Genomic DNA, 25,007 nt, shown 5'->3' with positions numbered 1-25,007 from the left:
GTCAGCTTTCGACCGCCTTCAGCGTCAGGCAGCCGACCAGGTCGTCGATCACCACGAGGATCGTCTCGTCGTTGCCGTCGGCCAGCCAGCGCAGCACCGCGCCGTGGAACACCGAGACGAGGTAGCCCGCCACCGAGTCGACCGGCTCCAGCCACTGCGTGCCGGACAGGCGCGCGCACATCCCGAGGAAGTCCGCGGCCTCGTCGTCCATCTCGCGGAACATCGCGACGGCGGTCGGGTCGCCGATGGTGTCACCGGTGGGCGCCCACCGCAGACGCAAGGTCTGCAACGCGGCTTCATAGGCGGCGATTCGCCGGGCAGGCGCGGCCTTCACCAACGGCCAGTAGGTGCTGAGCCCGGCATGTAAGAACACCCGCAGCGCCCGAACGCCGGTAGCGTCCGAACTGGCGGCGGCTTGTTCGACGGCATCACATACGGCGGGCCGTAGCGAAATTTCAGTTAGTTCACGGCTGGCGCTCAACGACGACTCCTCGGCAACAAATATCGCTGCCCGCGGCGATGCGAGCTTGGTGGTCACCGAGCTCGATCTTAGAAGGTTTTCAGGATTCACGAACTGGTTCAGCCATCCTTTTCAGACTGAAAGATTGTTTTGTTATCCGAATGCGACCTTTTGTAAAACCGACCATACGGCCTCAATTTGTCGCATTCCTGGATATCCGACACCCCCGCGCCGGAATCCGCGCACCTGGTCGATTGTACAAGTAGGCCCTGGTCAGCTCCGTGGGTGTGAGCGACGACGCTCCGGAGGTGTGTGCGACGGCACAGTGGCACCCACCGGAACGGACGCAACACATCCGGTGACCGATCCGCGAACTCGGCGCGGCGGCGACGGAGTCGCCGATAACCTGGTCAGGTGACTCTTTCGCCTCCTGCCGACCAGTTCGCTCTCAGCGGCACCTTCAATTTCCGCGATGTGGGCGGCCTTCGTACCGCCGACGGCACCACCGTTCGCCCCGGCGTCCTGCTGCGGTCGGCCCAGCTGAGCGGTCTCGACGACAAGGGGCACGACACCCTGCGTGAATTGCGGGTCACCGATGTGCACGATCTGCGCGGCATCGTGGAGATCGACCACATCGGCCACGACACCCTGCCCGGCGACGTACGGCTGCACGTGACGCCGTTCGATTCGCGGATGGAAGAGGCGCCGCCGCACGAGGCGAAGACCGTCTCGGCGTTCGCGCACATGATCGAGGTCTACCGCGCCTTCCCGACGCTGCCCGAGGCGCACACCGCGATCGCCGAGCTGGCCGGCTCGGTCGTGCGTGGCGACGGCGCGGTGCTGGTGCACTGCGCGGCGGGCAAAGACCGCACCGGCTGGGCCGTGGCCACGCTGTTGCGCGCGGTCGGCGTCACCGAGGAGGACGTGTATACCGACTTCCTGGCCAGCAACGCGGCGGTCGAACCGCTGCGCAGGCTGCTGGAACCGAAGATCGGCAACGGCGACGCGCTCTCCGACGACCTGCTCGGCGTCCGCGAGGAATACCTGCGCACCGCCGACGCCAGCGTCCGCGAGACCCACGGCGACATCGAGACCTACCTCACCACGGTCGGCCTCACCGGCGACCTCCGCGATGCCCTGCGGGCGCGCCTGCTCTGACCCGCCCGGATCAGAGCCCGCTGACGCGACGGCTCGGGTCCACCCGAACCAGTCCGTCGGCATCGATGCTCACGAAATCGCCCGTGTGGAACCAGCTTCCGCTGAACCGGGCGGCCGAGGCGTCGGGGTTGTTCCAGTAGCGGCGGCTGACATTCGGTCCGCGACACAGCAATTCGCCGTGGCCGGTGCCTGCCTGCGGGCCGGCCAGGGCCAATTCGGTTCCGCCGAAGGCGAATCCGAGGGCCGATCCGGCGTCGACAAGCTCGGTGTCGTCGACCACGAGGCCGATTCCGCTGGTCTCGGTGGCCCCCCAGACCGACCACTGCTTGGCCGCGGGGAACAGCCCGCGCAACGCGGCGGTGAGGGTGGCGGGGGCCGCCGCGGCGGCGCGTTCGGAGCGGTGACAGGCCTTGCTGATCCGGCGTACACCGGCGCCGGCACGGCGGGCGACGAGTTCGGGTACCAGCCCGGCGAGGATCCGCGGCGTCCCCGAGACGGTGTCGATCCGCTCCCGCACCAGCACGTCGGCGAGACTGCGCGCACCCGGCGCGAGCACGACTGTGCCACCCACCGCGAAGGTGGGCAGCAGCTGATCCACGCACCCGCTGGCATGGGCGAGCGGCAGCAACACCAGATTGCGCAACCCGTCGGCGGGCAGCCCGAGCGCGCCGACCACCGACGACACCGCCGACAGCAGGTTCTCGTTGGACAACTCCACACCCGCGGGCATGGACCGACGGGTGCCGGTGTAGCAGAGCAGCGCCGGATCATCCAGGGCCGCACCGTCATCGATGTAGGCGGTGCTGTCGGGCAGCGGGCCGTCGGGGCCGAGGACGAAATCGGCTCTGCTGTCGGCGATCACGCGGTCGGCGATCACGGCGGGCAGGGCGTCGGGCACCAGCACCGGTACCGCACCCGAGAGCAACGCGCCGAGAAACGCCTGCACCCAGCGCGCGCTGGTCGGCATGTGCACCGCGACCCGATCGCCGTAGCCGATGCCGTGGCCCTGCAGGCCGCCCGCGATCCGCGAAGCGCTGTGCCAGAGTTCGCGGTAGGTCAGCCGCGGCCCGCCGACCTCGACGACCGCCTCCCGATTCGTGAACGAGTGCACGCGCAGGTCCAGCAGTTCGGTGAGGGCCGGGCTGAGGTCGCCGTAGCGCAGCACGCCGTCGGAGCCCCGCCGCAGCTGCGTTGCCGCGCTGGTGGCGGGGAACTCGAAGACGGCCGCGCCCGGTTCGTGCTCGCCATGACCCATCCGGACCTCCGTACGTCGATACAGCCGCACCTGTGACTATATGACGTGGATCACATCGCTGTCAGGCAGTCGGCGCGCTCATTCGCCGCGATAGGTCGCCTTACCCGGTCCGATATCGAGAAAGCTGCGGACCGCGCCGCGCAGGTCCGCGGTGGCGAACAGCTCGCCCGAGACCTCCGGCGTCACCGAATCAGCGTGTGCCACACCGCCGGAACGCCACGCCTCGATGATCTGCTTGGTCGCCGCGTGCGCGCGTGTCGGGCCGTCGGCGAGACGGGTGACCAGCGCGCGAGCCTCGGTCTCCAGATCCTCGTGGACCGCGTTGACCACGCCCCACTCGGCCATCGTCGCGGCAGGGTAGAGGTCGCCGGTCATCACGAACTCGCGGGCGCGGCCCGAACCCGCCCGCTCGGCGAGCCGCTGCGGCCCGCCCATCGACGGCGTGAGCCCCACCACGGTCTCCACCAGCCCGAACTTCGCCTTCGGCGCGGCCAGGATGATGTCGCAGGCCAGCGAGATCTCGAAGGCGGCGGTCAGGGTCAGCCCGTGCGCGGCGAACACCACCGGACACGGCAGCGCTTCCAGGGGGTGGATGATCTGCTCGAACAGCTCACGCCACAGCTGCGCGCCCTCCTCGACGGTTCGGCCGTCGAAGATGTTCACGTCGACTCCGCCCGAGACGACCTTTCCCTCGGCCCTGATCAGCAATGCCCGCGGCGGCAGCCGGCGCACCGCGGCGATATCGGCGATCAGCGACGCGATGAGTGTGCGATCGAACAGGTTCAGCGGCGGGTGGTCGAGGGTGATCGTCGCGAACTCGGCGCCGGCTTCGGTGAAATCGCGGATGAGTCGGGTTGGCTGGTTTTCACTCATCGGGTCAGCGTAGAACCCGGGCCCGCGGCCGACAGCGTCAGTCGGACCGGCCGACCGGAATCGGTCGCGCACGTCACGGAACCGCGGGCTGTCGGTGGTCGTTGGCATGATGAGCTCTGGGGCGCGCAAGTGCCCTACAGTTCGACTCGTTGGGGCGAAGAGGAGGACGACGCCGTGTTCAAGAACGCGATCGAAAAAGCCGTGGTCGATGTGCTCGACACCGGATCGAAGCTGCAGGCGCCGGCCGTACGCCGCTATGTCGAGTTCCTGCGTGAGCGTCATCCCGGGGAGAGTCCGGCCCAGATCGTGACACGGCTCGAAAAGCAGTATCTGCTCGCCGTCACCGGCAGTGGCGCCGCGGTCGGCGCCACCGCGGCGGTGCCCGGGGTAGGCACGATCGCCGCGCTCGGGGCCGTGAGCGCCGAGACCGTGTTCTTCATGGAGGCGTCGGCGCTGTTCACCCTGGCCCAGGCCGCGGTGCACGGCATCGAGCCCGAGAACAAGGAAGCCCGGCGCGCGCTGGTGCTCGCGGTCGTGCTCGGTGACGCCGGAATGGCGATCGTGCAGAAGGGGCTGAGCACCCAGTCGAAGAACTGGGCGGGCGCGCTGGCAGGCAAGGTTCCCGGCCTCGGCGGGATCAACAGCAAACTGCTGCAACAGTTCATGAAGCGCTTCATCACCAAGCGCGCCGCGCTGATGGCGGGCAAAGTGCTGCCCGCCGGCATCGGCGCCGCCATCGGTGGCGCGGGCAACCGGGCGCTGGGCAAGGTCACCATCGAGAACGCGCACAAGGCTTTCGGCCCCGCGCCGGCGATGTGGCCCACTCCGCTGCACAACGTGATCGACGCCGATCCGCTGCCCGCGATCGGCACCGGCAAGGTGAACAAGAAGTGAGCAGGAGCCGCGGCGGTGACGCTGTGCTGGTGCGTGGCGTCGGCAAACAGTTCGGTCCGGTGAGCGCGGTCCACGAGATCGACTTCACCGTCCCGGCGGGGTCGGTCACCGCGCTCGTCGGTCCCGCGGGGGCAGGCAAGTCGACGGTGCTGCGGATGGTGCTGGGACTCCAGCAGCCGACCACCGGCGATATCGAGGGCCCCGGCCACGGTCCCGCCGCGGTCGGGGCGGTACTGAGTCCCCGTGGGCTGCATCCGGCACGCACCGTGCGCGAGCAGCTGCGGTGCTACGCGCCGGTCGCGGGCGCGTCCCGTCGCCGGGTCGCGGCGGTGCTCGACGAGACCGGGCTCACCGCTGTCGCCGAAACCGTGGTGGCGCAGCTGCATCCGGGTCAGCAGACGCGTCTGGCCCTGGCCATGGCGTTGCTGGCCGATCCCCCGCTGCTGGTGCTCGACGATCTGTTCGCGGGTGCGAACGGCATCGAACGCGGCTGGCTGCACGAGCTGCTGCGCCGCCAGGTGAACCGCGGCGGCACCGTGCTGGTGAGTTCGGACGCACTGGCCGATGTGGTGGCGAGCGCCGATCAACTCGTGGTGCTCAGCGAAGGCACTGTCGTCTGGCAGGGCGCACCGGCCAAGCTGCGCCGCGGCCATCCCGACCGGCTCGTCGTCGCCGCGTCCCCGTCCATCGCACTGGCGACCGCGCTGGCGGGACGGGGCTTCACCGACGCGGTGATGCGCCCCGACGGCCGGCTGGCCGTCGCCGAGGCGGACGAGGCCACCATCCGTGCCGTCGCGGAGCTCGCGCAGGTCCGGATCGGCAGCATCGTGGCCGACCCCATCCACCCCGACCGGGTGCTCGCCTCGCTCACCAAACCCCGCCGTCACCGGCACACCGTGCCCACGCCGAATCCCGCCGCGTACGCCCCGGCGCCGACCTCGTATGGGATGCCCCGATGACCACCTCCGTGCTGCCCGCCGATCTCGTTCCCGGTATCGATACCGAGGCGCGCAAGATCGTCGCGCTGCGGCAGACCCGGCTACTGCTGGCCGCGCCGATCGCGCTGGCACTGGTCGGGACGCTGATCACCGCGATCATGTCCGGGCCGGCCGATCCGAAGGGTCAGCCCGCGACCGGCGCCGCCACGGTCGGGCTCTACCTCGGGATGATCGCGGTCTTCGTGGTCGCCGCACTGCTCGGCATCGCCGCCACCGGAGGTGAGTACCGGCACAAGACCATGGCGCTGAGCGTGCTGTTCGCGCCCGATCGCGACCGGTTGGCCATCGTGAAATACCTCGCCACCGCCGCGTTCGCCTTCGCTGTCGCGCTGGCCGCCGAGCTGGTGAGCTTCCTGGTGCTGCTCGTCGCGGCGCGCGGAAAATTCGCACTCGGCTGGCAGCTGATCGAGGTGCTCGCCGCCGGTCTGCTGGTCGCCATGTGCTGGGCGGTGCTCGGCGCCGGAATCGGGCTGCTGCTGCGCACCTTCAGCGGCGCGGTGTGGCTGGTGCTCGGCTGGGCGTTCGCGCTCGAACCGCTGATCTGGGTGGTGGCCAAGGGTTTCGGCGCGGGCGGATTCGCCGCGCTGCTGCCCGTCTCGGCCACGGTGGCCGGAGTGAGCGCGGGCTCGTTCGACGAGGCCGAGGTCTTCGCACCGACACCGGCGGCCCTGGTGGTCCTGCTGCTGTGGACCGCAGCGGTCGGCGCCGCGGGGTGGTGGGACCTGCGCAACCGAGACCTGTAGTGCCCGCGACCGCGGGTTCGTCGGGCTGGATCCGCAGGCTCTGGCGGCTGTGCCTGGAACATCCGCGGCTGCTGGCGGGCATCGTGGTCTCGGTGCTGGCGGGTGCGGCCGTCGCGATCGCCGCACCGCTGGCCACCAAACGCGCGGTCGACGCCGCACAGGTGGGCGACACCGCGGTGATCGGCAGCGCCGCCGCTCTGCTCGCCGGGCTGGCCGTGACCCGGTTCGTCGTCACGTTCGCGCGCAGGCTCTGGGCGGGCAAACTGTCGCTGGAAGCGCAACACAGCCTGCGGATTTCGCTGCTCGCCGCCCTCCAGCGGCTCGACGGCGCGGGTCAGGACGCGATCCGCACCGGACAGGTGGTGTCGCGCTCCATCACCGATCTGCAACTGGTGCAGGGACTGCTGGCGATGGTGCCGTGGTCGGGACTGGCCGTGTTGCAGTTCGTGCTGTCGGCGGTGGTGATGGTGTGGCTGAGTCCGCCGCTGGCGCTGGCCGCGCTGCTGGTCGCGCCCGCGATGGCATTGATCGTGTTGCGGATGCGGCCCCGGCTCTACGCGGCGACCTGGTCGGCCCAGCAGCGCGCGGCCGACCTCGCCGAACACGTCGAACAGACGGTGACCGGAGTCCGGGTGGTGAAGGGATTCGGGCAGGAATCCCGGATGGTCGACATCCTCGAAGACCACGGTCGGCTGCTGTTCGCCGAACGGATGCGCGCCGCGCGGATCAATGCCAGGTTCGCGCCGGTGGTGTCGGCGCTGCCCCAGGCCGGGCTGGTCGCGGTGATCATCGTGGGCGGGGTGCTCGCCGCACACGGCGCGATCGGCATCGGCACCTTCCTCGCGTTCACCGCCTACCTCGCCACCATGACGTCCTCGGCCCGCACGATCACCTCGGTGGTGATCATGGCTCAGCTCACCAAGGCCGCCGTCGATCGGGTCTTCGGGGTGATCGACGCGGCGCCGATACTCGTCGATCCAGCGGACCCCACCGAGCTGCCGCCGGGACCACTCGGGATCGAATTCGATGCTGTCGGTTTCGGTTTCGAACCGGATCAACCGGTGTTGCAGGAACTCGATCTCACCGTGCGCCCCGGCGAGACGGTGGCGGTGATCGGCCCGGCGGGCTCGGGCAAGTCCACGCTCTCGCTGCTGCTCCCCCGCTTCTACGCACCCGATACGGGCCGGATCAACCTCGTCGGCGCCGACGGCACCCGCGTCGACCTGGCCGACCTGCGCGCCGACGAGCTGCGCGGCGCGGTCGGTGTCGTCTTCGACGATCCGTTCCTGTTCTCCGACACCATCGCCGCCAACATCGCGCTCGGCAGGCCCGACGCCACCGACGCGGAGATCGCGGCGGCCGCGAGGGCCGCCGCCGCGGACGAATTCATCGCCGCACTGCCGGAGGGCTACGACACCGTCATCGGCGAACGCGGGCTGACGCTCTCGGGCGGTCAACGCCAGCGCATCGCCCTGGCCAGGGTGCTGCTCACCCGTCCCCGCGTGCTGGTGCTCGACGACGCCACCTCCGCGGTGGACGCCGTCACCGAAGCCGAGATCTTCCGTCGCCTGCCCGATCCGGGCGGGCGGACCACGTTGATCCTGGCGCACCGCGAATCGACGCTGGCCCAGGCCGACCGTGTCATCCGGCTGCCCGCACCCACCGGTTCGGTGGTGCCGACGGCCGCCGACCCGACCACCCCGCGCGACGACGCGGGCAGACCCCGATCCATGGCGTCGGCGTCGACCGACCTCAGCGAAACGCCGGAGCTGCGCGCCGCCGTCGACGCACTGCCACCGGCCACCGAAGACCCCGCCCTGCCCGGCGACCTGCGCGCACCCCAACCCGACTTCGGCCTGCGCGCACTGCTGCGCCCGGTCCGCGGCCTGGTGTGTGTGGTCGTCCTGTTGCTCGTCGTCGACGCGCTGGTCGGGATCGCCTTCCCGCCGCTGGTCCGCTATGCCATCGACACCGGTGTCACCGCGGGCGACGACACCGCGCTGCTCGTCTCGGCGGTGATCGGGATCGGTCTGGTACTGGTCGGTCTGGTGGTCGGCGCCGTGGTCACCGTTCTCACCGCGCGCACGGGCGAGCGCGTGCTGTTCGGTCTGCGGGTGCGCAGTTACGCCCAGTTGCAGCGGCTCGGCCTGGACTTCTACGAGCGTGAACTGTCCGGCCGCATCATGACCAGGATGACCACCGACGTCGACGCGCTGTCGACGTTCCTGCAGACCGGGGTCGCCACCGGGCTGGTCGCGCTGATCACCCTGATCGGCGTCGCCCTCGGGCTGTTCCTCATCGATGCGGGGCTGGCCGTGGTGGTGCTGATCGCCGTCGCGCCGATGCTGCTGGCCACCCTTGCCTTCCGGCGGGTGTCCTCGGTTGCCTACACCGTCTCGCGCGAACGGGTCTCGGTGGTCAACGCCGGATTCCAGGAGAACATCGCGGGCCTGCGCGCCGTGCAGGCCGCCCGCTACGAGCCTGCCGCCGCGCGGCGTTTCGCCGAATACTCCCACCGCTATCGCGATGCCAGGATCCGCGCCCAGCGCGCGATCGCAGCCTACTTCTCCTTCGGCCTCGCCTGGGCCGACGTGGCCTTGGCCGTGGTGGTCTACCTGGGCGCCAACGCCGTCGCCGACGGACGCACGTCCACCGGAACGCTGGTCGCGTTCGTGCTCTACCTCGGTCTGCTGTTCAGTCCCATCCAGGATCTGTCCCAGGTCTTCGACGGCTACCAGCAGGCCAGGGTCGGACTCCGGCGCATCGGCGACCTGCTACGCACCACATCGTCGATCGCCGCCGACCCACCCGACGCGATATCTGTCGATCGCCTGCGCGGTGAGATCAGCTTCGACGACGTTCACTTCCGCTACCCCGGTGCGAGCGCCCCCGCCCTCGACGGCGTCACCTTCACCGTTGCGCCCGGCGCGACGCTGGCACTGGTGGGCCCGACCGGCGCGGGCAAGTCGACGATCGTGAAGCTGCTGGCCCGTCTCTACGACCTCCCGCCCGACCCGGCGGCGGGCGCGATCCGGGTCGACGGTGTGGATCTGCGTAAATATGTCCTCACCGAGTACCGGACGCGGCTGGGAATTGTGCCCCAGGAAGTTCACTTGTTCACCGGCGACGTGGCGAGCAACATTGCATTCGGGCAAACATTTGCCACATCGGTGGACATCGCGATCGCGGCCGACACCGTCGGTGCGTCGGAAATGATCAATGGTTTACCTCGAAAAATGCATCATCCGGTCGGTGAACGCGGCCGCGGGCTGTCCGCCGGACAGCGCCAGCTGATCGCCTTGGCCAGGGCGGAACTGGTCGATCCCGACCTGCTGCTCCTCGACGAGGCCACCTCCACCCTCGATCCGGAAACCGAGGCATCGGTGCTGGTAGCGAGCCGATCGCTGACACGGGGGCGGACCACCGTGGTGGTCGCGCATCGACTCGCGACCGCGGCGCGCGCCGATCTGGTCGCGGTGGTCGAACACGGCCGTATCGTGGAATTCGGCGCACCGTCAGACCTACTCGCCAGTAACGGCCGGTACTCCCGACTCTGGGCGGCGGGGCTGGAGGCAGAGGGCATAGTGTCGACCCAAGACCGGTAGCGACGCCTGTCAACCGCTGGGCATATGCTCGGTGAGGGCGCATCGGCAGCCATCCGCTGATTCCCCTGCCGGGCACGTCACAAACGTCGCAGCGCGAAGAACGAAATGAGGCGAACACCAGCTGTGAGCAGCTCAACTTCCCAGTTCGGACAGAACCAGTGGCTAGTCGACGAGATGTATCAGAAGTTCAAACAGGACCCGTCCTCGGTCGACGCGAGTTGGCACGAGTTTCTCGCGGATTACACGCCGGAAGCCACCGAATCCGCTAACAGCCAGGCACCGGTCGCCTCCTCCGCTCCCTCAGCAGCCGCAGCCCCCAAGGCGGCTGCTGCGCAGACCCCGGCTCCCAAAGCCGTGGTAGCGACGGCACCGCCCAAGCCCGCCGCGGCTCCAGCCGCCGCTCCGGCTCCGGCGCCGGCCGCCGCTCCGGCTCCGGCCGCCAAGACGGTGCGCGCACCGCAGACCACACCTGCACCGGTGTCGAACGCACCGGCCACCACCGCACCCAAGGCTGCCGCCGCCGGTCCGGAGAACAAGGTGCTGCGCGGCCCCGCCGCCGCGATCGCCAAGAACATGTCGGCCTCGCTGACGATCCCCACCGCGACGTCGGTGCGCGCGATCCCGGCCAAGCTGATGATCGACAACCGCCTGGTGATCAACAACCACCTCGCCCGCACCCGCGGCGGCAAGATCTCGTTCACCCACCTGCTGGGTTACGCGATCGTGCAGGCGATCAAGACGTTCCCGAACCTGAACCGCCACTTCGCCGAGATCGACGGCAAGCCGAACTCGGTCACCCCGGCCCACACCAACCTGGGCCTGGCGATCGACCTCCAGGGCAAGGACGGCAACCGATCGCTGGCCGTGGCCGCCATCAAGGAAACCGAAGACATGAGCTTCGGTCAGTTCCACGCGGCCTACGAGGACGTCGTGCGCCGGGCCCGCGAGGGCAAGCTCGGTAACGACGACTTCTCCGGCGTCACCATCTCGCTGACCAACCCCGGCACCATCGGCACCGTGCACTCGGTGCCGCGCCTCATGCCGGGCCAGGGCGCGATCATCGGCGCCGGTGCGATGGAGTACCCCGCCGAGTTCCAGGGCATGAGCGACGAGCGGATCGCCGATATCGGCGTCGGCAAGCTGATGACGCTGACCTCGACCTACGACCACCGCATCATCCAGGGTGCCGAGTCGGGCGATTTCCTGCGCACCATCCACAACCTGCTGATCTCCGACGAGTTCTACGACGAGATCTTCCACGGCCTGGGCGTGCCGTACGAGCCGATCCGCTGGCGCAAGGACATCAGCGCGCGCGGTGTCGACAAGAGCGCGCGGGTGCTCGAGATGATCGCGGCCTACCGCAACCGCGGTCACCTGATGGCCGACACCGATCCGCTGCGCCTGGTCAAGGACAAGTTCCGCAGCCACCCCGACCTCGACGTCACCGAGCACGGCCTCACCCTGTGGGACCTGGACCGCACCTTCGACGTGGGCGGTTTCCACGGCCAGGAGCGGATGAAGCTGCGTGATGTGCTGTCGATCCTGCGTGACGCGTACTGCCGCCACGTCGGCGTGGAGTACACCCACATCCTCGAGACCGATCAGCTCAAGTGGATGCAGGATCGGGTCGAGCAGAAGCACGTCAAACCGACTGTCGCGCAGCAGAAGTACATCCTGAACCGGCTCAACGCCGCGGAGGCGTTCGAGACCTTCCTGCAGACCAAGTACGTCGGCCAGAAGCGTTTCTCGCTCGAAGGCGCCGAAGCTGTCATCCCGATGATGGACGCCACCATCGACCAGTGCGCCGAATACGGCATGGACGAGGTCGTCATCGGCATGCCGCACCGCGGTCGCCTCAACGTGCTCGCCAACATCGTCGGCAAGCCGTACTCGAAGATCTTCACCGAGTTCGAGGGCAACATGAACCCGGCGGCCACCCACGGCTCCGGCGACGTGAAGTACCACCTCGGTGCGCACGGCCAGTACCTGCAGATGTTCGGCGACAACGAGATCGAGGTCTCGCTCACCGCGAACCCCTCGCACCTGGAGGCGGTCGACCCCGTCCTCGAGGGCCTCGTGCGCGCCAAGCAGGACCTGCTCGACAAGGGCGACGGCCCCGACGGCTTCTCGGTGATGCCGCTGATGCTGCACGGCGACGCCGCGTTCGCCGGTCAGGGCGTGGTCGCCGAGACGCTGAACCTGTCGGGTCTGCGTGGTTACCGCGTGGGCGGCACCATCCACATCGTGGTGAACAACCAGATCGGCTTCACCACGGCGCCGGAGAACAGCCGCTCCACCGAGTACTCCACCGACATCGCGAAGTTCATCGGCGCGCCGATCTTCCACGTCAACGGTGACGACCCGGAGGCCTGCGACTGGGTCGCGCGCCTCGCGGTCGACTTCCGGCAGAAGTTCCGCAAGGACGTCGTCATCGACCTCGTCTGCTACCGCCGTCGCGGGCACAACGAGGGTGACGATCCCTCGATGACCCAGCCGGAGATGTACGACATCATCGACACCAAGCGTTCGGTGCGTAAGGCGTACACCGAATCGCTGATCGGCCGTGGCGACATCTCCATGAAAGAGGCCGAGGACGCGCTGCGCGACTACCAGGGTCAGCTGGAGCGCGTGTTCAACGAGGTCCGCGAGCTGGAGAAGTACGTTCCGGAGCCGTCGGAGTCCGTCGAGGACGACCAGAAGGTGCCCGCCACCGTGGTCACCGCGGTCGACAAGTCGGTGCTGCAGCGCATCGGTGACGCGTTCCTGAACACTCCCGACGGTTTCAACGTGCACCCGCGCGTGAAGCCGGTGCTGGAGAAGCGTCGCGAGATGGCCTACGAGGGCAAGGTCGACTGGGCCTTCGCCGAGCTGCTCGCTTTCGGTTCGCTGATCGACCAGGGCCACGATGTGCGCCTGACCGGTCAGGATTCGCGGCGCGGCACGTTCACCCAGCGTCACTCGGTGATCATCGACCGGATCAATGCCGTCGAGTACACCCCGCTGCACAACATCGGCTCGGAGAAGCCGGGTTGGTTCGCGGTGCACGACTCGGCGCTGAGCGAGTACGCCGCCGTCGGTTTCGAATACGGCTACTCCCTGGGCAACCCCAACGCACTCGTGTTGTGGGAGGCGCAGTTCGGTGACTTCGTCAACGGCGCGCAGTCGATCATCGACGAGTTCATCTCCTCCGGTGAGGCCAAGTGGGGCCAGCTCTCCGACGTGGTGCTGCTGCTGCCGCACGGCCACGAGGGTCAGGGTCCCGACCACACCTCCGGTCGTATCGAGCGGTTCCTGCAGCTGTGCGCTGAAGGCTCGATGACCGTGGCGGTGCCGTCCACCCCGGCGAACTACTTCCACCTGCTGCGCAGGCACGCGCTCGACGGGATCCGTCGTCCGCTGATCGTCTTCACGCCGAAGTCGATGCTGCGCAACAAGGCCGTGGTGTCCGACGTCAAGGACTTCACCGAGTCGAAGTTCCGTTCGGTGTTCGACGAGCCCACCTACGAACAGGGCATCGGCGACACCGCCAAGGTCAAGCGCATCCTGCTGACCTCGGGCAAGCTCTACTACGAGCTGGCCGCGGAGAAGGCCAAGCACAAGCGCGAAGACGTGGCGATCGTCCGGATCGAACAGCTCTACCCGATCCCGACGTACCGCCTCAACGAGGCGCTGGCCAAGTACCCGAACGCGACCGACATCGCCTGGGTCCAGGAAGAGCCGGCCAACCAGGGCGCATGGCCCTTCTTCGGCCTCAACCTCCCCGAGGTGCTGCCCGAGCGCCTGGGCCGTCTGCGCCGCATCTCGCGTCGCGCCATGTCGGCCCCGTCCTCGGGTTCGTCGAAGGTGCACGCCGTGGAGCAGGCCGAGATCATCGGCGAGGCTTTCGAGCCGACCACGTAAGTTCTTCTCGCACAACGGCCTGCGCCGGGTGGATCATCGCGATCCGCCCGGCGTTCGCCGTTTCCGGACACTGTGGCGAGACATCGGTCACAGAGTTCTCTTATCCGGGTGGCAACGGTGCCACAGTGTGCCCCGGTAATGTCCGGCGCGAACTACCCCAAGGGGCCCGCCCTGATCTGGACTGAGTGGAGGGTGCGACGAAGGAGTGCCCGGAGGGAGGGAAGATCAGGGGCCCGAAGGGCCCCGCTCGAGCGCGCCAGCGCTCAGAAAACACAGGAGCGTGGCATGGCGAACGGACGTAACGGATACCTGCTGTTGGGCGGGATCGCGTCGGTGGGGGCGGGCGCCGTGCATTTCATGGCGGCGGGCATGCACACCGAGCACGCCACGCTGGCGCGGCTGATGGTGGTGCTCGCCGCGATCCAGTGCGCGACCGGACTGGCGGTCTTGCTGAGCGAGCGGAAGGTGGTCGTGAGCTCGATGCTCGCGGCGAATGCCTTCGCCGCCGCGGTGTGGGTGTTCACCCGGTTCGCCGATGTGGGGTGGATCGCCGGGTTGACCGCGGAGTCACCGCAGGTGGCCGATACCGTGTGCGCGGTGCTGGGTGCGCTGGCCGCCGTCGCCGCGGGCATCGGTCTGCTCCGGCCCACCGCGACCCTGCCGCCGATGCGCTCCGGAATCGCGGCCGCAGCGGTGGGTGTGCTGGCGCTGGCGGCGATGCTCAACGGTGTCGGGCACGTCCACAGTCACGGCGACACCGGCGATCACGCGCATGCCGGGGGCGATGACCACGCGCACGGCGCGGGCGACGATCACGGCACCGAGGCGAACTGGCCGCGCCCGTGGGATCCCACGAAGCCGATCGACCTGTCGGGTGTCGCCGGTGTGACGTCGGACCAGCAGTCGCGCGCGACCAACCTGGTGCGCAGTACGCTCGACGGCCTGCCCGCCTTCTCGGATGTGAACACCGTTGGCGCCCTGGGCTTCCGCTCGATCGGCGACTCGGCCACCGGGTACGAGCACTACATCAACATGAGCTACATCCGCGACAACAACTTCCTCGACCCTGCCCACCCGGAGTCGCTGGTCTATCGGGTCGACGGAACCGGCCGCACCCTCGTGTCGGCGATGTACATCGCCAACGGCAAGAAGATCGACGACCCGAGCCTGGTGGACTTCGGCGGGTCCCTGATGCAGTGGCACGTCCACGACAATCTCTGCTGGAAGGCGGGCGACAACGGCCCCGTGGTCGCCGGTGTCCTCGACGCCCAGGGCAATTGCCCGCCCAACTCCATCAACCCCGGCGCGGGCAATCCGATGGTGCACGTCTGGATCGCCCCGCATCAGTGCGGCCCGTTCGCGGCGCTCGAAGGTCATGGAGCGGGCCAGGCGAGCGCCGACGGCCGGCGCACCGACACGTGCAGTCACGACCACGGCGGCGGCCACAAGTAGGCGGTCACCTCTCAGCCGGGCTGAACCCAGCGGCGCAGGGCGTCGATGGTGGATTCCGGAGACGTGTTGAAACAGAATCGAATTCCGGGCGCGAGGTCGGAGGCGACATTGATCAGCCGCTCGAACAGCAGGGTGTGTTCGGGCGCCATCCGCACACCCGCGCCGATCATCGCGACCCGGAACTCCCCACCCGCCGCGCATTCGCGCAGGACCGCTTCGGCCGCGTCGGGGTCGGCTGGGACCTGGCAGGAGACGATGTCGAAACCTGCTTCGCGCAAGGCGGTTTCGCCTGCGGTGATGCGCGCGGTCAGGGTGGCTTCGTCGATCTGCGGGTAGCGCGTGTAGTCGACGGCGCTGGGGTGCAGACCGATCGACAGCACCGTGCTCGTCTTCGGTTGTGCCACTGGGCTCTCCGTTCTCATCAGGTAGGTGGTGACGCCGAGGCCGGCGAGCACCGCCACGAGCAGGGCGCCCGCCTTCACCACGAGGTGGGGCCCGTTCGGTCGAAGAATCCGCCGGTCGGGCCGTCCCGGTCGGCCGTCGCCACGGCGACGACGGCGTCGGTGCCCTCGGTGACGGTCTGGAAACCACTGTGCCCGTTGAGGTCGGTGGCGGTATAGCCGGGATCGATCGCGTTGACCTTCATCTCGCCGAGTTCGCTCGCGTACATGACGGTGAGCATGTTCAGCGCCGCCTTGGTGCTCGGGTAGCCGAGGGCGGGCGGCAGCAGGCCCTGCCACTTCGGGTCGGTGACCGTCGCGATGGAGCCGACACCGCTGGACACCATCACGATGCGGGGATGGTCGGACAACCGCAGCAGACCCACGAACGCGTTCGTCACCCGGACCGGGCCGAAGACGTTGGTCTCGAACACTTCTCGCAGATCATCGGGGCCGGTCTCGGAGGGTGCGCTACGGGGACCACCGATGCCCGCGTTGTTGATGAGCACGTCGAGGCGGCCCGTGGTGGCCTTCACGATGTCGGCGGCCGCGGCGACGGAGTCGTCGGAGGTCACATCGAGCGGGACGAATCGAACGTCGACACCGGCCGCGGTGAATTCGGCGGCGGCGGCCTCGCCGAGCGCGGTGTCGCGGGCGGCGAGGAACACCAGCCAGCCGGCTTCGGCCAGTCTGCGCACCGTTTCCCGGCCGAGTCCCTTGTTGGCCCCGGTGACCAAGGCAATCGTTGTCATGGCTCCAGAGTCACCCCGACCCGGCCCGGTCTCCAGTGCTGCCTCGGCATAGGACCCGCGGTACCACCCCCGACCCGCTGTCCTGCGGCACCATGGGAAGGGTGGACAGAGCGGAATTGGCGACGGTATTGCGCACCGCGCGTTCCCGGCTGACCCCCGCCGACGCGGGCCTGCCGGGCGGATCACGCAGGCAGGTCCCCGGATTGCGGCGCGAGGAAGTGGCCAACCTGGCCGGGGTGAGCGTCGACTACATCGTGCGGTTGGAGCAGGGTCGCGGACCGAAACCGTCGGAGCAGGTGCTCGGCGCGCTGACCAGGGCGCTGCGGCTCACCGATGTCGACCGCGATCTCGTCTTCCGGCTCGCCGGGTCGGAACCGCCGCAGGCCGGGCGGATTCCGATGGTGATCCGTCCCAGCGTGCTGCGGCTGCTGGATCGCCTGGCCGATCTGCCGGTGCTCGTGCTCTCGGCCAAATCCGACGTTCTTGCCTGGAATCCCTTGTCGGCGGCCCTGCTCGGTGATTTCTCCGCGATCCCGGTGGGCCGGCGCAACATCATGTGGCAGCGCTTCCTCGGCACCGGCATGGGCCGCGTCGTGATGACACCCGAGGAGGCCGACAGCAACGCGGCCGCCTGCGTGGGCTGCCTGCGCGCGGTGAAAGCGACCTACCCCGACGACCCCGGCCTGACCCGCCTGCTCACCGAACTACGCACCGGCAGCCCAGAATTCGAGTCACTCTGGCAGGCAGGCCGCTCCAGCGCCATGCACAGCCTCACCAAAACCATCGCCCACCCCGACCTCGGCGCCCTCACCCTCGACTGCGACGCCATGCACGTCCCCGACACCGACCAAACCATCATCATCTACTCCGCCGCCCCCCACACCCACACCGCCACCGCCCTAGACCTCCTCCGAGTAACCGGCCTCGAATCCTTCGCGACACCGCCCACCGAATAACAAATGGCCTCCCCAGGGCTACTCGGATACGGTGCGTTACTCGCGAAGGAGTAACGATGACAACCGCACCACGCACCACCATCCTCTGGCGGCCGACCGGCCCCAAGGAGCTGGCGCTTGTCGCCGAATCCGGTTGGCGCACCTGGCCACCACGCCTACCCGACCAGCCGATCTTCTACCCGGTCCTCAACGAGGCCTACGCGGTGCTGATCGCCCGCGATTGGAATGTGCCCGCGTCCGGCGCGGGATACGTCACCCGCTTCGCAGTCCGAACCGACTACCTCGACAACTACGACGTGCAACAGGCCGGCGGCCGCGACATCCTCGAATACTGGATCCCCGCAGCGGATCTCGACGAATTCAACCGCAACATCGTCGGGGTGATCGAAGTCGTGCGCCGCTTCCCGGAAGGCGCGCCCCTTCCCGAAACGGCGTGACCAGGACATCGAGAGTCAGACGGCTCGGTCAGGGTCGTCACCCGTAGGCCGGATGCCGGGTGCTGTGGACATCCCGGCGGTTCACCTGCTCATGGCGTGGCCGACGGCGCGGATCGTCGCCCGGAGCCCCCGAATCGACAGCCGCAACCCTGGTTTTCAGGGCTACCGGTCGGTCGGTTCAGAAGGCAGCATCCATGTCGTCAACTGTGACAACACTTGTCGAAATTGGGAGTTAGCGTGTCGATCGGGAAATTCGTGATGGCGGGCATGGCGATGGTGGCACTCGGTGCGGTGGTGCCCGCTACCGCGGCGGCCGCGCCGACGGTATCGGTCGCCGAGGCGGGGACCGGCAGTGCCGACGCGACCAGCGGGAGCGCCACGTTGGTGATGCTCATCGAGGAGCTGTTCAAGCCGTGCCCGTTCAGCAGCACCGTGTGCCCGGCCACCGATAACTGAGCCGACAGCGAAGGACCCCGTCATCACCTCAGACGGGGTCCTTCGCTGTCGTACCGAGGATCGATCGGGCCTACACGGACGCAGATTCGACGCTATCGGCTCGGTGTGCCGCCACCGCGGCAGCGGTTTCGGCCATCACGAGTTCCGCGTTGATCTGCGCACCGGCCATGGCCCCGGCTGCCGCGGCAGCGCCGACCTGGGCGGACGGATCGGTGGCATTACCCGCGATCCAGACGCCGGGCACCGAGGTACGGCCGACGGGATCGGCGGGGATGTGGTCGCCCATGCCGGAGGGGTGGGGTTCGGGAACCAGGCCGAGTTCGGTGAGGAAGGTGGCGCGGGTGTTCATCCGAGGCGCCACGACCAGCGCATCCCGTGCGATGACGGTGCCGTCGGCGAGCTGGACGCCCGTCAGCCGGTCGGCGCCGAGCACCTCGACCACCTTGCCGTCGACGATCCGAATACCGCGTGCCACCAGCTTTTCCACGTCTTCGTCACTCAATGGATCGGCCGTGTGCGACAGGAAGACGATGTCGTCGCTGAGCTGACTGAACAGCAGCGCCTGGTGCACCGACATCGGGCTGCTCGCCAGGATCGCGATGCGCTGATCGCGCACTTCCCAACCGTGGCAGTAGGGGCAGTGCAGGACATCGTGACCCCAGTGTTCACGCAGCCCGGGAACATCGGGGAGCTCGTCGGCGAGTCCGGTGGCGACGAGAACGCGCCGAGCCCGCACGGTCCGGCCGTCGTCGAGGGTCACGAAGAATTCTTCGACATCCGACCGCCGACCCGCCCCCGCCGCAGCGCCGTCACCCGGACCGACCTGAACTGAATCACGCTCGTCCGCAACGATTCCGGGCTCGGGTGCGCGATTCACACGCGCGACGTTCACCACCCGTCCCGCCACCACATCGCCGCCGTACCCGCGCACCTCGGCTCGCCCGAGCTCGAGCAGCTCCAGCGGCGACATCCCCTCCCGCCCGAGCAGTCCGTGCACCCCCTGGGCAGGCGCGTTGCGCGGCGCCCCCGCGTCGATCACGGCCACCGAGCGCCGCGAACGCGCCAGCATCAGCGCCGCGTTCAGCCCGGCGGCTCCACCGCCGAGCACCACCACGTCGTACGAATCATCCAGCTGTGTCATCTCGACCTCCTTCGAGCGTCCACAGTGCATTCCAACGCCGAATACTGGCAACCTTCTTTGCCGATATGGCAAAGTGGGGAGCATGGAGGACCTCGATCAAACCGTCGACTCGGTCGGACCTCGGCTGCGTAACCTGCGCAAACAGCGCCAGACCACCCTCGCCGACCTGGCTCAGGAGACCGGCATCTCGGTGAGTACCCTGTCACGTCTGGAATCCGGCGACCGCAAACCCACCCTGGAGCTGCTGCTCCCCCTGGCCAAGGCATACGGCGTCACCCTCGACGAGCTCGTCGACGCCCCGCCCACCGGCGACCCGCGCATCCACCTGCGCCCGGTCACCCGCCACGGCATGACCATGCTCCCGCTCACCAAGCGCGCGGGCGGCATCCAGGCGTTCAAGATGATCATCGCCCCCGGCGCCCGCGATCGACCCCAGACACCGCAGGTGCACGAGGGCTACGAGTGGCTGTACGTGCTCAACGGTCGCCTGCGCCTGATTCTCGGCGACAACGATCTGATCCTCACCCCCGGCGAAGCCGCGGAGTTCGACACCCATATCCCGCACTGGTTCGGCGCGGCCGACGAACAATCCGTCGAATTCATCAGCCTGTTCGGCAAGCAGGGCGAGCGCGCGCACCTGCGCGCCCGCCCCAAATCCGACTAGGGCAAGCCCGTCGGGGGCGAGCGCACTCACCTGTGCACTCGCCCCGACGGAAGACAGCGAGAATCAGCCGAGCGTGAAGCTCGCGCGTCCCGCGATGTGCTCCAATTCCTGATGCTGGGGCAGGGATTCGTCGGTGGTCACGATCCAGGCCTCCACCCGGCCCTTGCCGGGCGCGGTCCCGAACCCGACGATCACATTGCCCGGCGCGTGCAGGATCTGACCGTTCTCCACGGGGTGCGACTGGCCGTCGCTGTAGCCGGTATCGAGATTGCGGAAGCGTACGGCCACCTGGTAGCGCTGGCAGAAGTCTCCGGTCTGGGTGATCGCCACCCGCACACCGAAGGTGCCCGATTGCGGCTGCGGCACGGTCTGGGCGTTGATGATCGCCGCGCAGTTGGCGCCGGGAGTCCGGCTCAGCGTCGGCGTGAACACCGCGATCGGATCCGACGGCAGCGCGCCGGCGGGCGCACCGAGCCCGACGAGGACGGCGCCGGCGGAAACAACCACGGCCGAGAATTTGCGAATTGTGCTGTTCGTGAGAGTCATACCCACTTCGTCGTGCCGAACAGCCGCACCGTTAGCCACCGCAATGGTCTCGATTCGGCATCCGAATATGTTGTGCCACAACAGATTCAGGGCCACCGGAACTGGGGGCACGCAGCGGCGGAGGGCAGTGCAAGCCCCTCAGTTGTTCGCGACACTCCCGCCGGCGCGTTAACAGCGATCCGGAGGAATTCAGCCCTGGAGCGCGGCGATCAACGCCGGACTCAGCGCCAGCGCGGGCAGCGACTCCACCAGCAGATCGACCAGCGACTCGCGGCTGATCGGCTTGTCGATCATCCAGGTGAGGATGGTCTCCTCGACGAAGGCGATCCAGCCGCGAATGGCCAAGGTGAGCCGGGCCAGATCGGGATCCTCGGGCGGCAGCGGCAGTTCGCTCACGATGAGATCGGCGATGGCGCCGCGGGTTTCGTTGACGTAGTCGGCCATGTCGGGAGTGACGCTGGCGGGCCCGCGCAGCACCGAGCGATACGACGCGGAGTGCTCGGTGGCGTAGTCGACGAATCGTTCGATCGAGTCGCGCAACATGTCGAACAGTGACAACTCGCGGTTGGGCATGATCGCGACGAAGAACTCGGTACTCACGTGCCGGGCGATCGCCTCGTGGAATTCCTGCTTCGAGGCGAAGTAGTGGAACAGCAAGCCCCGCGAGATGCCCGCCTGCTTGGCGATGTCGTCGACCGAGACGTCCTCGAGCGACCGGTCGACCAGCATTTCGGCGCCGAGGGTGATCAGCTGCAGCCGGCGCTCCTCGGGGCTGAGCCGCACACGCTTCGTCTCTCCCGCACTCCTGGTAGTCACACCCGCCATCCTAGCCACTACTGAACCCGGCTCAATAGCTGTTGACTCCGGCTCAATAAGACCGTATTCTGCAATACATGAGTCGTAAGGTTACAGACAACGTTGTCGAGCCCCGGGTCGCTGAAACCCGCCACGTGAAGACGATCATCGTCGGCAGCGGGTTCGCCGGCCTCGGCCTGGCCATCCGCCTGCGCCAAGAGGGTCGCGACGATTTCCTCGTGCTCGAGCGCGGCAGCGAAGTCGGCGGCACCTGGCGCGACAACACCTACCCGGGTGCCGCCTGCGACGTGCCTTCGCACCTGTACTCGTACTCGTTCGCCCCGAACCCGAACTGGACCCGCTCGTTCTCCAAGCAGGGTGAGATCCAGGCGTACATCAAGAGCGTCGCCGAGCGCTACAACGTGCTCGACCGCCATGTCTTCGACTGCGATGTGCAGAGCATCCGCTGGAACGAAGCGGCCGCGCAGTGGGAGATCAGCTCCAGCCAGGGCGAGTTCACCGCCGACACCGTGGTCTCCGCGGTCGGCGCGCTGTGCGAGCCCTCGCTACCCGACATCAAGGGCATCAACGACTTCGAGGGCGAGATCTTCCACTCCGCCCGCTGGAACCACGACGCCGACCTCACCGGCAAGCGCGTCGCGGTGATCGGCACCGGCGCCTCCTCGATCCAGATCGTGCCCGCCATCGCGAGCGAGGTCGCCACCCTCGACGTCTACCAGCGCACCGCCCCCTGGCTGCTGCCGCGCATGGACCGCCCGTACCTGCTGCCCGAGCGGCTGGCGTTCAAGCACATCCCCGCCGTCCAGCGCCTCTCGCGCGCGGCGATCTACGCGGCCCGCGAGACCCAGGTCGTCGGCCTGACCCGCTTCCCCGTGCTGATGAAGGCCTTCGAAGCCCTCTCGCGCGCCAAGCTGCAGATCGAGATCCGCGATCCCGAACTGCGCAAGAAGGTCACCCCGAACTACCGGATCGGCTGCAAGCGCATGCTGATCTCCAACGAGTACTACCCGGCGCTGGATCGCGACAATGTCGACGTGATCACCGACGGCATCGCCGAGGTGAGGCCGGGCTCGATCGTCACCAAGGACGGCACCGAGCGCGAGATCGATGCGCTCATCGTGGCCACCGGTTTCCACGTCACCGACTCCCCGACCTACAACGCGATGGTCGGACGCGACGGGCGCACGCTGGCCGAGGTGTTCGACGACATCGGCCAGCAGGCCTACAAGGGCTCGGCCATCGCGAACTTCCCCAACATGTTCTTCCTGGTCGGCCCGAATGTCGGCCTCGGCCACACCTCGATGGTGTTCATGATCGAATCGCAGATCAACTACGTCAGCGACGCGCTGGCGACGATCGACTCGCAGGGTCTGCGTACGGTCGAGGTTCGCGAAGACGTGCAGCAGGCCTACAACGCCGACCTGCAGGAAAAGTTGGGTAAGACTGTCTGGAACACTGGCGGGTGCGCCAGCTGGTACCTGGACAAGCACGGCAACAACACCACGTTGTGGCCGGACTTCACGTTCGAATTCCGTAGGCTCACACGGCATTTCGATGCCGCCGCCTACACTACGACAACCGCAGACGCCGACAGGGAAGTGGTGGCAGCACAGTGAGCAAAGATGCTTACTTCACGAACAAGGTATGCGTGATCACCGGAGCCGGCTCCGGCATCGGTCGCGCGCTGGCCGAGAATCTGGCCGCGCGTGGCGCCAAACTCGCGCTGTCCGACATCGACGCCGAGGGCCTGGCCCAGACCGTCGCGTCCTGCGAGAAGCTGGGCGCGCAGGTGAAGTCCGACCGGCTCAACGTGGCCGAGCGCGAGGCGTTCCTGCTCTACGCCGATCAGGTGAAGGCGCACTTCGGCGTCGTGCACCAGATCTACAACAACGCGGGCATCGCCTACCACGGCGACGTGATCAAGACCGAGTTCAAAGACATCGAACGCATCATGGATGTGGACTTCTGGGGCGTCGTCAACGGCACCAAGGCGTTCCTGCCGATGCTGATCGAGTCCGGCGACGGCCACGTGATCAACGTGTCCAGCCTCTTCGGCCTGGTCGCCGTGCCCGGCCAGGCGGCCTACAACTCGGCCAAGTTCGCGGTGCGCGGCTTCACCGAGGCGCTGTTCCAGGAGATGAAGGTCGCCAAGGCGCCGGTCAAGGTCACCTGTGTGCACCCCGGTGGCATCAAGACCGCGGTCGCCCGCAACGCCACCTACGCCGAGGGCATGGACGGCGCCAACGCCGCCACCCTGTTCGACAAGTACCTGGCGATTCACACCCCGGAGATGGCCGCGCAGACCATCACCGAGGGCGTGCGCAAGGGGCAGGCCCGCGTGCTGATCGGCTGGGAGGCCAAGGTGCTCGACGTGAGCGTGCGCTTCCTCGCCTCCGGCTACAGCCGGATCTCGGCCGTGGTCAACGGCCGCTTCATGCCACACTGACGCTCCTCCGGACCCGAGGAAACTCCATGCGCGAGTTCAAGATTCCGCTGCCGATCGCCCGTGCGTTGCTCGACCCGGTGTTCCGGGTGACGCTCAACGCACGGCTACCGGTCGCGGTACAGCGCGTTCTGCTCGACGCGGTCTCCCGGCTGCAGTTGGTGCCCGACGGTTCCGTCGTGCAGCACCTGCAGCTGGGTGGGCGCCCCGCCGAACGCGTGATCGCCGAAACCGCCATTCCGGGTTCGCGTACCCGGGCGGTCCCGCCCGAACGTGCCGCGGGCGCGATCTTGTACCTGCACGGCGGCGGCTACGTGGTCGGCTCGATCGCCACACACCGTTCGCTGGTGGCCGGTCTCGCGCGTGAGACCTCCTGCGCGGTGTATTCGCTGGACTACCGGCTGGCGCCGGAACACCCGTTCCCGGCCGGGCTCGACGACGCCGAGGCCGCGTTCCTCGACCTGGTCGGCAACGTCGGCTACCGGCCCGAGCAGATCTGCCTGGCGGGCGACTCGGCGGGCGGCGGCCTGGCGATGGCACTGGCCCAGCGGCTGATCGAGAAGCATCAGATGACCCCCGCCGCGCTCGGCCTCATCGCGCCCTGGGTGGACCCCACCGAGGTGCCGAGCAGGGATCGCGACCTGGTGATCAACCGAACGTGGTCGCGAGCCTGCGCCGCCCACTACCTCGGCGACTCCGCCGCGACCGAAGCGGGTTACGCCCCGCTGTCGGGCAACCTGATCGGCCTGCCGCCCACCTACGTGCAGGTCGATGTGAGCGAACTCCTGCACGACCAGTGTCGCAAGCTCGTCTCAGCCCTGCGTGGAGCGGGCGTGCACGTCCGCTTCACCGAAACCCGCGGCCTCTGGCATGTCGCGCAACTGCAAGCCGCGCTGGTCACCGAGGCAGCGCTGGCTCTCAGCGAACTCGCGGAATTCCTGCGAGAAGCAATTCAGCCGGTATCGATAGACGATTTACGATAAAGCCTGGTGACGGGCAATTCGGGCGGCGATATCGC

22 protein-coding genes are annotated in these 25,007 nt (G+C 68.2%); 14 read left to right on the top strand and 8 right to left on the bottom strand.

The genetic code is table 11. The features are described 5' to 3' along the window. Nucleotide 1: 1 nt before the first annotated feature. Nucleotides 2-571, bottom strand: coding sequence for a TetR family transcriptional regulator (locus tag ACFQ9R_RS24110; protein ID WP_378638373.1), 570 nt, complete (start codon nucleotides 569-571; stop codon nucleotides 2-4). A gap of 303 nt (nucleotides 572-874) precedes the next feature. Between ACFQ9R_RS24110 and ACFQ9R_RS24105 the strand changes: the two genes are divergently transcribed. Beyond that, nucleotides 875-1,618, top strand: coding sequence for a tyrosine-protein phosphatase (locus ACFQ9R_RS24105; protein WP_378993445.1), 744 nt, complete (start codon nucleotides 875-877; stop codon nucleotides 1,616-1,618). 10 nt (nucleotides 1,619-1,628) lie between these two features. On the opposite strand, the gene ACFQ9R_RS24100 is transcribed toward ACFQ9R_RS24105, so the two are convergent. After that, on the bottom strand, nucleotides 1,629-2,873 hold the full coding sequence (locus ACFQ9R_RS24100; RefSeq protein ID WP_378993444.1) for a class I adenylate-forming enzyme family protein: 1,245 nt from the start codon (nucleotides 2,871-2,873) through the stop codon (nucleotides 1,629-1,631). A gap of 78 nt (nucleotides 2,874-2,951) precedes the next feature. Further along, nucleotides 2,952-3,746, bottom strand: a complete 795-nt coding sequence (locus ACFQ9R_RS24095; protein WP_378993443.1) for an enoyl-CoA hydratase/isomerase family protein — start codon at nucleotides 3,744-3,746, stop codon at nucleotides 2,952-2,954. A 174-nt stretch (nucleotides 3,747-3,920) separates the two neighbouring features. Between ACFQ9R_RS24095 and ACFQ9R_RS24090 the strand changes: the two genes are divergently transcribed. From ACFQ9R_RS24090 to ACFQ9R_RS24065, 6 genes are all read left to right on the top strand, one after another. Next, the gene (locus tag ACFQ9R_RS24090; RefSeq protein ID WP_378993442.1) at nucleotides 3,921-4,640 is read left to right on the top strand and encodes a hypothetical protein; all 720 of its coding nucleotides are present in this window, start codon (nucleotides 3,921-3,923) and stop codon (nucleotides 4,638-4,640) included. Beyond that, a complete protein-coding gene (locus tag ACFQ9R_RS24085; protein ID WP_378993441.1) occupies nucleotides 4,637-5,599 on the top strand; it encodes an ATP-binding cassette domain-containing protein in 963 nt (320 codons plus the stop codon). Before ACFQ9R_RS24090 ends, ACFQ9R_RS24085 begins: the two co-directional genes overlap by 4 nt. Beyond that, nucleotides 5,596-6,381, top strand: a complete 786-nt coding sequence (locus ACFQ9R_RS24080; protein WP_378993440.1) for an ABC transporter permease — start codon at nucleotides 5,596-5,598, stop codon at nucleotides 6,379-6,381. The genes ACFQ9R_RS24085 and ACFQ9R_RS24080 overlap by 4 nt, the downstream gene beginning before the upstream one ends. Next, a complete protein-coding gene (locus ACFQ9R_RS24075; RefSeq protein WP_378993439.1) occupies nucleotides 6,381-9,986 on the top strand; it encodes an ABC transporter ATP-binding protein in 3,606 nt (1,201 codons plus the stop codon). The genes ACFQ9R_RS24080 and ACFQ9R_RS24075 overlap by 1 nt, the downstream gene beginning before the upstream one ends. Before the next feature lie 105 nt (nucleotides 9,987-10,091). Further along, complete coding sequence (locus ACFQ9R_RS24070) at nucleotides 10,092-13,886, top strand: multifunctional oxoglutarate decarboxylase/oxoglutarate dehydrogenase thiamine pyrophosphate-binding subunit/dihydrolipoyllysine-residue succinyltransferase subunit (protein WP_378993438.1); 3,795 nt, start codon at nucleotides 10,092-10,094, stop codon at nucleotides 13,884-13,886. A gap of 285 nt (nucleotides 13,887-14,171) precedes the next feature. Continuing rightward, nucleotides 14,172-15,338 carry a hypothetical protein gene (locus tag ACFQ9R_RS24065; RefSeq protein WP_378993437.1) on the top strand — a complete coding sequence of 389 codons (1,167 nt, stop codon included), beginning with the start codon at nucleotides 14,172-14,174 and terminating at the stop codon, nucleotides 15,336-15,338. 11 nt (nucleotides 15,339-15,349) lie between these two features. Here ACFQ9R_RS24065 and ACFQ9R_RS24060 read toward each other — a convergent pair whose 3' ends face one another. Next, nucleotides 15,350-15,823, bottom strand: a complete 474-nt coding sequence (locus ACFQ9R_RS24060) for a hypothetical protein (RefSeq protein ID WP_378993436.1) — start codon at nucleotides 15,821-15,823, stop codon at nucleotides 15,350-15,352. Beyond that, nucleotides 15,817-16,530, bottom strand: a complete 714-nt coding sequence (locus tag ACFQ9R_RS24055; protein ID WP_378993435.1) for an SDR family NAD(P)-dependent oxidoreductase — start codon at nucleotides 16,528-16,530, stop codon at nucleotides 15,817-15,819. Before ACFQ9R_RS24055 ends, ACFQ9R_RS24060 begins: the two co-directional genes overlap by 7 nt. Nucleotides 16,531-16,631: 101 nt before the next feature. Here ACFQ9R_RS24055 and ACFQ9R_RS24050 point away from each other — a divergent pair, with 101 nt between their 5' ends. From ACFQ9R_RS24050 to ACFQ9R_RS24040, 3 genes are all read left to right on the top strand, one after another. Further along, complete coding sequence (locus ACFQ9R_RS24050) at nucleotides 16,632-17,486, top strand: helix-turn-helix transcriptional regulator (protein WP_378993434.1); 855 nt, start codon at nucleotides 16,632-16,634, stop codon at nucleotides 17,484-17,486. 56 nt (nucleotides 17,487-17,542) lie between these two features. Further along, on the top strand, nucleotides 17,543-17,923 hold the full coding sequence (locus ACFQ9R_RS24045; protein ID WP_378993433.1) for an ADP-ribosylation/crystallin J1: 381 nt from the start codon (nucleotides 17,543-17,545) through the stop codon (nucleotides 17,921-17,923). 237 nt (nucleotides 17,924-18,160) lie between these two features. Then, a complete protein-coding gene (locus ACFQ9R_RS24040; RefSeq protein WP_378993431.1) occupies nucleotides 18,161-18,379 on the top strand; it encodes a hypothetical protein in 219 nt (72 codons plus the stop codon). A gap of 70 nt (nucleotides 18,380-18,449) precedes the next feature. On the opposite strand, the gene ACFQ9R_RS24035 is transcribed toward ACFQ9R_RS24040, so the two are convergent. Next, nucleotides 18,450-19,520, bottom strand: coding sequence for an NAD(P)/FAD-dependent oxidoreductase (locus tag ACFQ9R_RS24035; protein ID WP_378993430.1), 1,071 nt, complete (start codon nucleotides 19,518-19,520; stop codon nucleotides 18,450-18,452). A gap of 82 nt (nucleotides 19,521-19,602) precedes the next feature. Here ACFQ9R_RS24035 and ACFQ9R_RS24030 point away from each other — a divergent pair, with 82 nt between their 5' ends. Further along, a complete protein-coding gene (locus ACFQ9R_RS24030) occupies nucleotides 19,603-20,184 on the top strand; it encodes a helix-turn-helix domain-containing protein (protein ID WP_378993428.1) in 582 nt (193 codons plus the stop codon). A 63-nt stretch (nucleotides 20,185-20,247) separates the two neighbouring features. On the opposite strand, the gene ACFQ9R_RS24025 is transcribed toward ACFQ9R_RS24030, so the two are convergent. Continuing rightward, a complete protein-coding gene (locus ACFQ9R_RS24025) occupies nucleotides 20,248-20,691 on the bottom strand; it encodes a hypothetical protein (protein ID WP_378638330.1) in 444 nt (147 codons plus the stop codon). Between the two features lie 228 nt (nucleotides 20,692-20,919). Then, nucleotides 20,920-21,555 carry a TetR/AcrR family transcriptional regulator gene (locus tag ACFQ9R_RS24020; protein WP_378993426.1) on the bottom strand — a complete coding sequence of 212 codons (636 nt, stop codon included), beginning with the start codon at nucleotides 21,553-21,555 and terminating at the stop codon, nucleotides 20,920-20,922. A 68-nt stretch (nucleotides 21,556-21,623) separates the two neighbouring features. Here ACFQ9R_RS24020 and ACFQ9R_RS24015 point away from each other — a divergent pair, with 68 nt between their 5' ends. From ACFQ9R_RS24015 to ACFQ9R_RS24005, 3 genes are read left to right on the top strand one after another with little or no spacing between them, the layout of a single operon-like run. Further along, nucleotides 21,624-23,162, top strand: coding sequence for a flavin-containing monooxygenase (locus ACFQ9R_RS24015; protein ID WP_378993424.1), 1,539 nt, complete (start codon nucleotides 21,624-21,626; stop codon nucleotides 23,160-23,162). Further along, nucleotides 23,159-23,992, top strand: a complete 834-nt coding sequence (locus ACFQ9R_RS24010; RefSeq protein WP_378993422.1) for an SDR family NAD(P)-dependent oxidoreductase — start codon at nucleotides 23,159-23,161, stop codon at nucleotides 23,990-23,992. The genes ACFQ9R_RS24015 and ACFQ9R_RS24010 overlap by 4 nt, the downstream gene beginning before the upstream one ends. A gap of 26 nt (nucleotides 23,993-24,018) precedes the next feature. Next, nucleotides 24,019-24,972, top strand: coding sequence for an alpha/beta hydrolase (locus ACFQ9R_RS24005; protein WP_378993420.1), 954 nt, complete (start codon nucleotides 24,019-24,021; stop codon nucleotides 24,970-24,972). Nucleotides 24,973-25,007: the final 35 nt, after the last annotated feature.

The sequence above is a fragment of the Nocardia sp. NPDC056541 genome (genome assembly GCF_042794235.1).
In the GTDB taxonomy this organism is placed as follows: Bacteria; Actinomycetota; Actinomycetes; order Mycobacteriales; family Mycobacteriaceae; genus Nocardia.
The sequence above is the reverse complement of the archived record's forward strand: the minus strand, read 5'-3'. Positions and strand labels throughout refer to the sequence as shown.